Source organism: Deltaproteobacteria bacterium (assembly GCA_016234845.1).
Lineage (GTDB): Bacteria > Desulfobacterota > Deferrimicrobia > Deferrimicrobiales > Deferrimicrobiaceae > JACRNP01.
Genome location: JACRNP010000115.1, coordinates 1 through 6,723, shown reverse-complemented (window position 1 = coordinate 6,723; position 6,723 = coordinate 1). Strand labels below are relative to the sequence as shown.

Annotated in this window: 6 protein-coding genes and 1 tRNA gene; all 7 read right to left on the bottom strand. The window is 66.5% G+C overall.

Translation table 11 applies throughout. From position 1 onward, the window contains the following. Positions 1–50 precede the first annotated feature (50 nt). Positions 51–127, bottom strand: a tRNA-Met gene (locus HZB86_08350). Positions 128–202: 75 nt separating this feature from the next. Then, positions 203–1,708: a VCBS repeat-containing protein gene (locus HZB86_08345; GenBank protein MBI5905544.1), complete on the bottom strand. Its 1,506-nt coding sequence runs from the start codon at positions 1,706–1,708 to the stop codon at positions 203–205. Further along, on the bottom strand, positions 1,708–2,268 hold the full coding sequence (locus HZB86_08340; GenBank protein ID MBI5905543.1) for an isochorismatase family protein: 561 nt from the start codon (positions 2,266–2,268) through the stop codon (positions 1,708–1,710). The genes HZB86_08345 and HZB86_08340 overlap by 1 nt, the downstream gene beginning before the upstream one ends. Before the next feature lie 13 nt (positions 2,269–2,281). Further along, a complete protein-coding gene (locus HZB86_08335) occupies positions 2,282–3,475 on the bottom strand; it encodes an aminopeptidase P family protein (GenBank protein MBI5905542.1) in 1,194 nt (397 codons plus the stop codon). Positions 3,476–3,636: 161 nt separating this feature from the next. Further along, entirely contained in the window at positions 3,637–4,419 is a 783-nt protein-coding gene (locus tag HZB86_08330) for a DUF169 domain-containing protein (GenBank protein ID MBI5905541.1), read from the bottom strand. Between the two features lie 301 nt (positions 4,420–4,720). Beyond that, positions 4,721–5,998 carry an AMP-binding protein gene (locus HZB86_08325; GenBank protein MBI5905540.1) on the bottom strand — a complete coding sequence of 426 codons (1,278 nt, stop codon included), beginning with the start codon at positions 5,996–5,998 and terminating at the stop codon, positions 4,721–4,723. Continuing rightward, on the bottom strand, positions 5,995–6,723 hold a 729-nt coding region (locus HZB86_08320; protein MBI5905539.1), incomplete at its 5' end, for an ABC transporter ATP-binding protein. The genes HZB86_08320 and HZB86_08325, both read right to left, overlap by 4 nt.

Here is a 6,723-nt window from a genome sequence, read left to right as displayed (position 1 = left end):
GGCGCCCCAAACCCGTTCAATTCCCTGCACCGCCACTATAGAGAGAAGGTTGGTGGCGGTGCAGGGAATTGAACCCCGGACACTGCGGATATGAGCCGCATGCTCTAACCGTCTGAGCTACACCGCCACGCTCTGAGGAATTTTTAATTATAAGGCAAGACGGACCGTTGTCAAACCCTCCGCTCCTCCCCTCCCCGAACCGTCACTTCACCCACAGGATCTGCCAGCGGGCGGTGCCGCCGATGACCTTGCCGCGGTCGCGGGAGGCGACGCCGAAGCGGGGGGCGTCCTTTTTCGACCGATCGACGGCCAGGTCGTTCACCGACGCCTCCCATTGCGGGGAGCGCCAGGCAAGCTGAAGGACGTCGCCCGCCTGCGCGAAGCAGAGCAGCTCGGCGTGGGTGTGGACGCGGAGGTTCTCGAAAAAGGTGCCGGCGGCCGGGACGTCGTTCAGGATCACCAGCTCCTCGGTCCCGTCGGCGTTCAGGTCCACTGCCGCCATGTGGCCGGGGGCCTGGACCTTCCGGTTCTTGCCGTCCAGGACGACCTCGGCGACGGTCACCGCGTCGAGTCCTTCTCCAAGCTCCTTCCCCGCGGAGTCCAGGTACACGATGCGGTCGCGCGCGGTCAGGACAGCGTACCGGACCTCCTTCTTCCCGAACCGGAGCGGCGTGAAGGCGTACAGGAACACGCCGTCCGGAAGCGGCAGGGACGGTCCCTTTTCCTCCGTCTTGACCACGCCGTTGCGGTCGACCGCGAGGCGGAAGACCGGACCGCCGTACACCTTCGCGGAGTCGGCCGACTGCGCCAGGAGCACGATCCCCTCGGTGCCGAGGTCGGCGACCCGAAGGAAATACGGCAGGTCGGACGATGTCTTTTTGTACTCTTTCCCGTCGTACCGCCATACGTCGGAGGACGCCTTCCCGTTCGAATATCGGGTGGCCACGATCTCGGCGACGCCGTTCCGGTCGACGTCCGCCGCCTCCACATGGAAGAGACCGGGGCCCGCCCCGGGGATCTTCGCTTCCTCCCGGAGTTCGTCCCCCTCGATGGCATACACCGCGATCTGGTCGGGATACGCGGCGACCAGTTCCATCCTCCCGTCGCGGTCGGTGTCGGAGATGGCGACCGACGCGATATCGCCGGGGACGGGAGCGCCGCGTGAAACGGATCCCGCGATCTTCGGAACCCGTTTGGCCGTCGGGCCCTCCCCCACGCGCTCGTCGCCGAAGAAGAGATACTTGATCTTGAGCGCGGCCTCCGCCCCCAGGCGCCGGAACAGCGGAGCGTATTGCGGGGAAAGGGGCGACGTGTTGTCGAGCGTACCCGAGACGACGACGGTCCTCCCCTTCCCCGGCTCCTCCACGGGGGCCAGGGTGATGTCCAATGTGACCGTCTTCCCGATCCGGGACAAGGAACCCGTCACCGCGTGCGAGGCGCCGAGGGAGCGGGCCTTCCGGCGGCGCACGGATTCGTCGAATGGCGCGGAAGGAGCGCCCGACGTGCGGATGTCGAACCGGTCCGCGAGCTTCTCCTGGATCGCCTGGTCCAGGATGCCGACGGCCGGGAACAGCGCGTTGTCCGACGCGGGGATCACGTCCGGGGGGAACAGCGCCACGGATTGCCTCGCTGCGCCCACCGGCGGGGCGAACGCCGCCATCCCGGCGAGAATTGCGGCGGCGACCCGCAGGGCCCTTGCGATACCCATCATCGGAGGAGGGAGGAGATCTTCTTGAACTCGGGCGTGCCGGCAACCTTCATGAGCTGGAAGACGGCGGTCTCGGTGCTGATCACGACCGCCCCGGCGTCGCGCAGGGCGGCGATTCCGCTTTGGTAATTGTGCGGGAACCGGGAGGAGACGGCGTCGTCCAGAACGAACACCTCGTACCCGGCGTTCACGAGGTCCACCGAGGTCTGGTAGACGCAGACGTGCGTTTCCATACCCACGATCGCGACCTGCCTGCGGCCGGTTTTGGCGACGGCGGCGAGGAACCCCTCGTCCCGGGCGCAGCTGAACGTCATCTTCTCGACCCGCAGGTAATCCCGCCCTTCGAGCGCCTGCAGCACCTCGGGAACCGTGCGGCCCAACCCCTTGGGGTACTGTTCGGTGAGGAGGATCGGCAGCCCCAGGGTGCCGGCCGCCTCGATCGCGATCTTGAAATTCTTCAGTGACCGGGCGTACAACTCCTTGTCGATGGCGGGGACCAGCCGCTCCTGGATGTCGACCACGATCAGGAGTGCGTCCTCCCGGTTCAACACTCTTTTCAATTCCGCCTCCCCTTCACCCGCCGCACCGGATGACGTCTTCCGAAAGCGGGGTGAGCGTATCGAACCCGGATCCGGTCACGAGGTAGCAGTTCTCCAGCCCCACGGCCCCCTCGCCCGGAAAAACGAATTTCGGCTCGAGGGCGAAGACCATGCCGGGTTCGAGCACGGTGGGCGCCCCCTTCGCGATGAAGGGGATCTCGTCCACTTCGATCCCCACGCCGTGCCCGATGAACTTCGTATTATACCCCGGCGCCCCCATGAAGTTCTCGGCGTACGGGGAGGAGGCGGCAACGGATAGACCGGCTTCGTAGAGCTCCCCGGCGGCGGCGCCCGGGCGGATCTTCGCCTCGATGGCGCGCAGGACGGCGACCGACTTCGCGTACGCGTCCTCCATCTTCGGGGCCATCTTCCCGATGCTGTAGGTCCGGGCCATGTCCACGAGATACCCGTTCTGGGCCCACATGATGTCCACGAGGATCGGTTCGCTCGAACGGAACGCCCGGTACCCCTGCCCGGCGGGGGAGTATGGGGAGAGCCCCTTCCCCGCGGTCGGGAAGTCGGCGTACGAGGGGACCGCCGCGTCCGGCCCGGAGATCACGCACCCCAGTCCCGTATCCTGGTTGAAGGCGCGCATCCGTGTGATGGTCGTGTGCCCGCCGCCGATCGCCTCCCCCTGCAGCGCCCCCTGCAGCGCCATCTCGGTCACCCCAGGGCGGATCCTGTCCCGGGCGCCCGACAGGATGCCGGCCAGTCTGGAGCCGCAGTCGCGGAGGATCGCCGCCTCGTGGGGGGATTTCACGGCGCGGATTTCACGGAGGATGCCGGAGACATCCTCGGCCTTCGCACCGGGGAACAGCTGCTGGAATCGGAGGAAGGTCCCGACCGGGAGGACGTCGAGCTCGAACCCGACCTTCGCGAACGATACGCCTTTGGCGGCGAAGTGGGCGGTGACCTCCTTCGGGCTTGCGATCTTGCGGATCTCGGGGAGCGGCGACTCCTCCACCGCGCGCTCGTGCACCCGGCGGACGAAGTAGACCGGGTCCGCCTCCGCCGGCACCACGAGGATCCCCTGCTGGATCGAGCCGGCGAAGTAGAAGAGGTCGGCGTTCTGGACGATGAAGGCCGCGTCCAGGGCCGCCGCTTTCAGCCGTCCCTGAAGTTTCGTGACGCGGTCGCGGATCTCCTCCGCGGGCGTCAGGGTGTACAAAATACCTCCTCCGGTATGAAACGATTCATATTCACCGGCGGCGCGGCCTCGGAGCGGGGGCTCCGTTCGTGGCTCGCCGTGCGATGAACCTGCACGGCTGCGCTTTACCTCACTCCGCCCCCCTCCTGCGTCCGCTCTGCCGCCCCCTGCGTACCTTTCCGTTACGGATTTTTTGATTCCGCCCAGATCTTTTCGAGCTCCTGGTACGACTTCGGGAACTCGGCCTGGAAACGCAGGTAGATGGGGACGGGGTACCGGACGCCGCCCGCGTGGGTCTTCTCGAGACCCTCGACGATCTCGTCGCCCCGCTCGAACGGGAAGGTGAACGCCATCTCGTCGTCGGCGGTCATCCCGAAGATCCGGTCGCCGTAGCACGGCAGGATGACCTGCGGTTCCGCGCTCTTCTTCCCCTTGATGACGATGTCGGCGCAGTCGCCCCGGCCGGAGAAGTCGGAGACGATGCTGCCGCCCCGCTTGAAGAGGGCGCCGTTCAGCAGGCGGAGGACCTGCGCCGAGTTGCCGTAGACCAGCACCGTGTCGGGGACGAAGTTGACGCGCCCCAGCGGCCCGGCGACGACGTACGCGTACTCCCCGAGGTCGTACTTGGCGAGGGCGCCCTCGAACCGGGCTCCCGCCTCCTTGCACGACGCGTACATACCGTCGGCCAGCGAGCCGGACTCGTAATATTCGTTCCGCGGCTCGAAGCCGAAGACCGCCTTGGCGATCGGGCAGGAGATGTCGGCTCCGGAAAACGCCATCGTCCAGCCGTACCGGCGGGCGAAGGAGATCGCCTGGCAGACCGCCACCTTCACGCCCAGGTGCTTCGACGGGATTTTCACCTTGTCGGGGATCGGCTCCCCGGGTTTCAGCGACTTGATTCCGATGGGGAAGGTGCTCACCCGAAGGTGCTTTTCGAGGTGCTGGTTCAGCGCGGCGGCGTCCATGGTCCACTCCCTTTTGTGCTGCGATTCAAATATATAGCAAGGTATCCAAAGATATGGGCTGCGCTACCTCGGAGGACGGGGCTCCGTTCGTGGCTCGCCGTGCGGTGAACCCGCACGGCTGTGCCCCCCGTTCTTCCTACAGCGGGGGTACCCCAGGGAACGCATTTCGTAGGGGAGTGGGGCGCTTTACCTCACTCCGCCCCGCCTCCTACCTCCGCTCCGCCGGAACCTTCTGTTGCGTACGCATTTCATGCCGTCTTCCTTATACGATACAGCATTTATGTCGGGAGGGAATACGCTCTCAATCCCACTTGCGTTTGTCGATGATTTTCTTGTCGGGCTCCTCCACCTCGGGGGCGGCGATGAACCGGACTTCGCCGCGCAGACGCGTGATCTCGCGGGCGGCTTCCACGATCCGGGCCGCCAGCGCGTCGGAAGGCGAGGCGCCGTCCGCGAGGACGATCCGCATCTCCATGTGGTCCTCGTGCCCGGTACGGGTGACGAGGAACTGCAACGACGCGATCTCCGGGACCTTCTTTTCGAGCTGGGACACCTGCTCCGGGTGGACGAACATCCCCTTCACCTTGGTGACCTGGTCGACGCGGCCGACCAGCCGCAGCAGGCGCGGCGACGTGCGTCCGCACGGGCACGGGGCGTCGGAAAGGATGGACAGGTCGCCGGTGGCGAACCGGACCAGCGGATACGTGCGGTTGGGGAGCGTGACGACCACTTCCCCGATCGATCCGGGTGAGACCGGCTCCCCGGTGGCCGGGTCGATCAGCTCGAGCAGGATCTCGTCGGGAACGTGCATCCCTTTCGCCGTGAAGCATTCGTACCCCATGGATCCCACGTCCGCGGTGCCGTAGCACTGGCGCACCTGCACGCCGAACTCGTCCCGCAGCCGGGCGCGCAGCGTCTCCGGGAGCATCTCCCCGGTCACCAGCGCGACCTGAAGGGAGAGGCCGTTGTCGTCCGGAAGCCCCATCTCCTTCGCCTTTTCCAGGATGCTCATGAGGAACGACGGCGTTCCGACGTACCCCGTGACCGCCAGCTCCTTCATCACCTGCGCCTGAAGCTCCGTGTTCCCCACGCCCGCCGGTACGACGGTGCAGCCGAGGCGCAGGAGCGCCTCGTCGAACATGAGCCCCGCGGGGGAGAAATGGTACATGAAGGTGTTCTGGACGATGTCCCCCTCCCGGAAGCCGGCGGCGACGAACGCCTTCTCCCAGCGCCAGTGCGTCTCCTCCCGACCTTCCGGGTCGAAGGTGGGGCCCGGGGAAACGTAGATGCGGCGCATCGCGCGCGGCGGGACGGCGGCCAGCCCTCCGAAGGGCGGCTCGCCTTTCTGGATGTGCTTCAGCTCCGCCTTGCGCGTGAAGGGGATCTTCCGCAGGTCGGACAGCTCCTTGACGTCTCCGGGTCGGACGCCCGCCTCGTCCATCTTCTTCCGGGTCGCCGGCGCGTGCTCGTAGGCGTGCCGCACGGTTTCCCGCAGCAGCTCCCGGTGGAGCTCCGCGCGCTTCCCCGGCGCCATGGTCTCCCGCGCCTCGTCGAAGAATCCCCGCTTCCGGTCGATCATGACAGCCACCGCTTGCGGCGTTTATAGTGCTTGATCTCGCGGTACGACTTGCGGGAGCCGACCTCGTTCATCCCGAGGTAGAACTCCTTCACGTCCTCGTTGTTCGCGAGCTTCTCCTTTTCGCCGTCCAGCACCACCTTGCCGTTCTCCATGATGTACCCGTAGCTCGCGATGGACAGCGCCATCCGCGCGTTCTGCTCGACGAGGAGGATGGTGGCCTTCTCCTTCTCGTTGATGTCCTTGATGATCCCGAAGATCTCCTTCACCAGGAGCGGCGAGAGCCCGAGCGACGGCTCGTCGAGGAGCATCAGCTTCGGGCGGGCCATGAGCGCCCGGCCGATCGCCAGCATCTGCTGCTCCCCGCCGGAGAGATAGCCGGCCAGCCCCTTCCGCCGTTCCTTCAGCCGCGGGAAGTAGTTGTAGACCCGTTCGTAGTCACCCTTCACGTTCCCCTGGTCCTTCCGGGTGTGCGCCCCGCACCGGAGGTTCTCCTCCACGGTGAGGTCCTCGAACACCTTGCGCCCCTCCATCACCTGGAAGATCCCCTTGCGGACGATCTCCTCGGGGTCGCGCCCGTTGATCGTCTCTCCCCCGAAGAGGATCTCCCCGTCGGTGACCTCCCCCTCCTCGGACTTGAGGAGCCCCGAGATCGCCTTGAGGGTCGTGCTCTTCCCGGCGCCGTTGGCGCCCAGCAGCGCGACGATCCGCCCCTCGGGAACGACCAT

Bases quoted from the DNA above. Each gene is read 5' to 3' on its own strand.
- HZB86_08345 (MBI5905544.1), bottom strand. From the start codon at position 1,708: ATGGGTATCGCAAGGGCCCTGCGGGTCGCCGCCGCAATTCTCGCCGGG.
- HZB86_08330 (MBI5905541.1), bottom strand. From the start codon at position 4,419: ATGGACGCCGCCGCGCTGAACCAGCACCTCGAAAAGCACCTTCGGGTG.
- HZB86_08325 (MBI5905540.1), bottom strand. From the start codon at position 5,998: ATGATCGACCGGAAGCGGGGATTCTTCGACGAGGCGCGGGAGACCATG.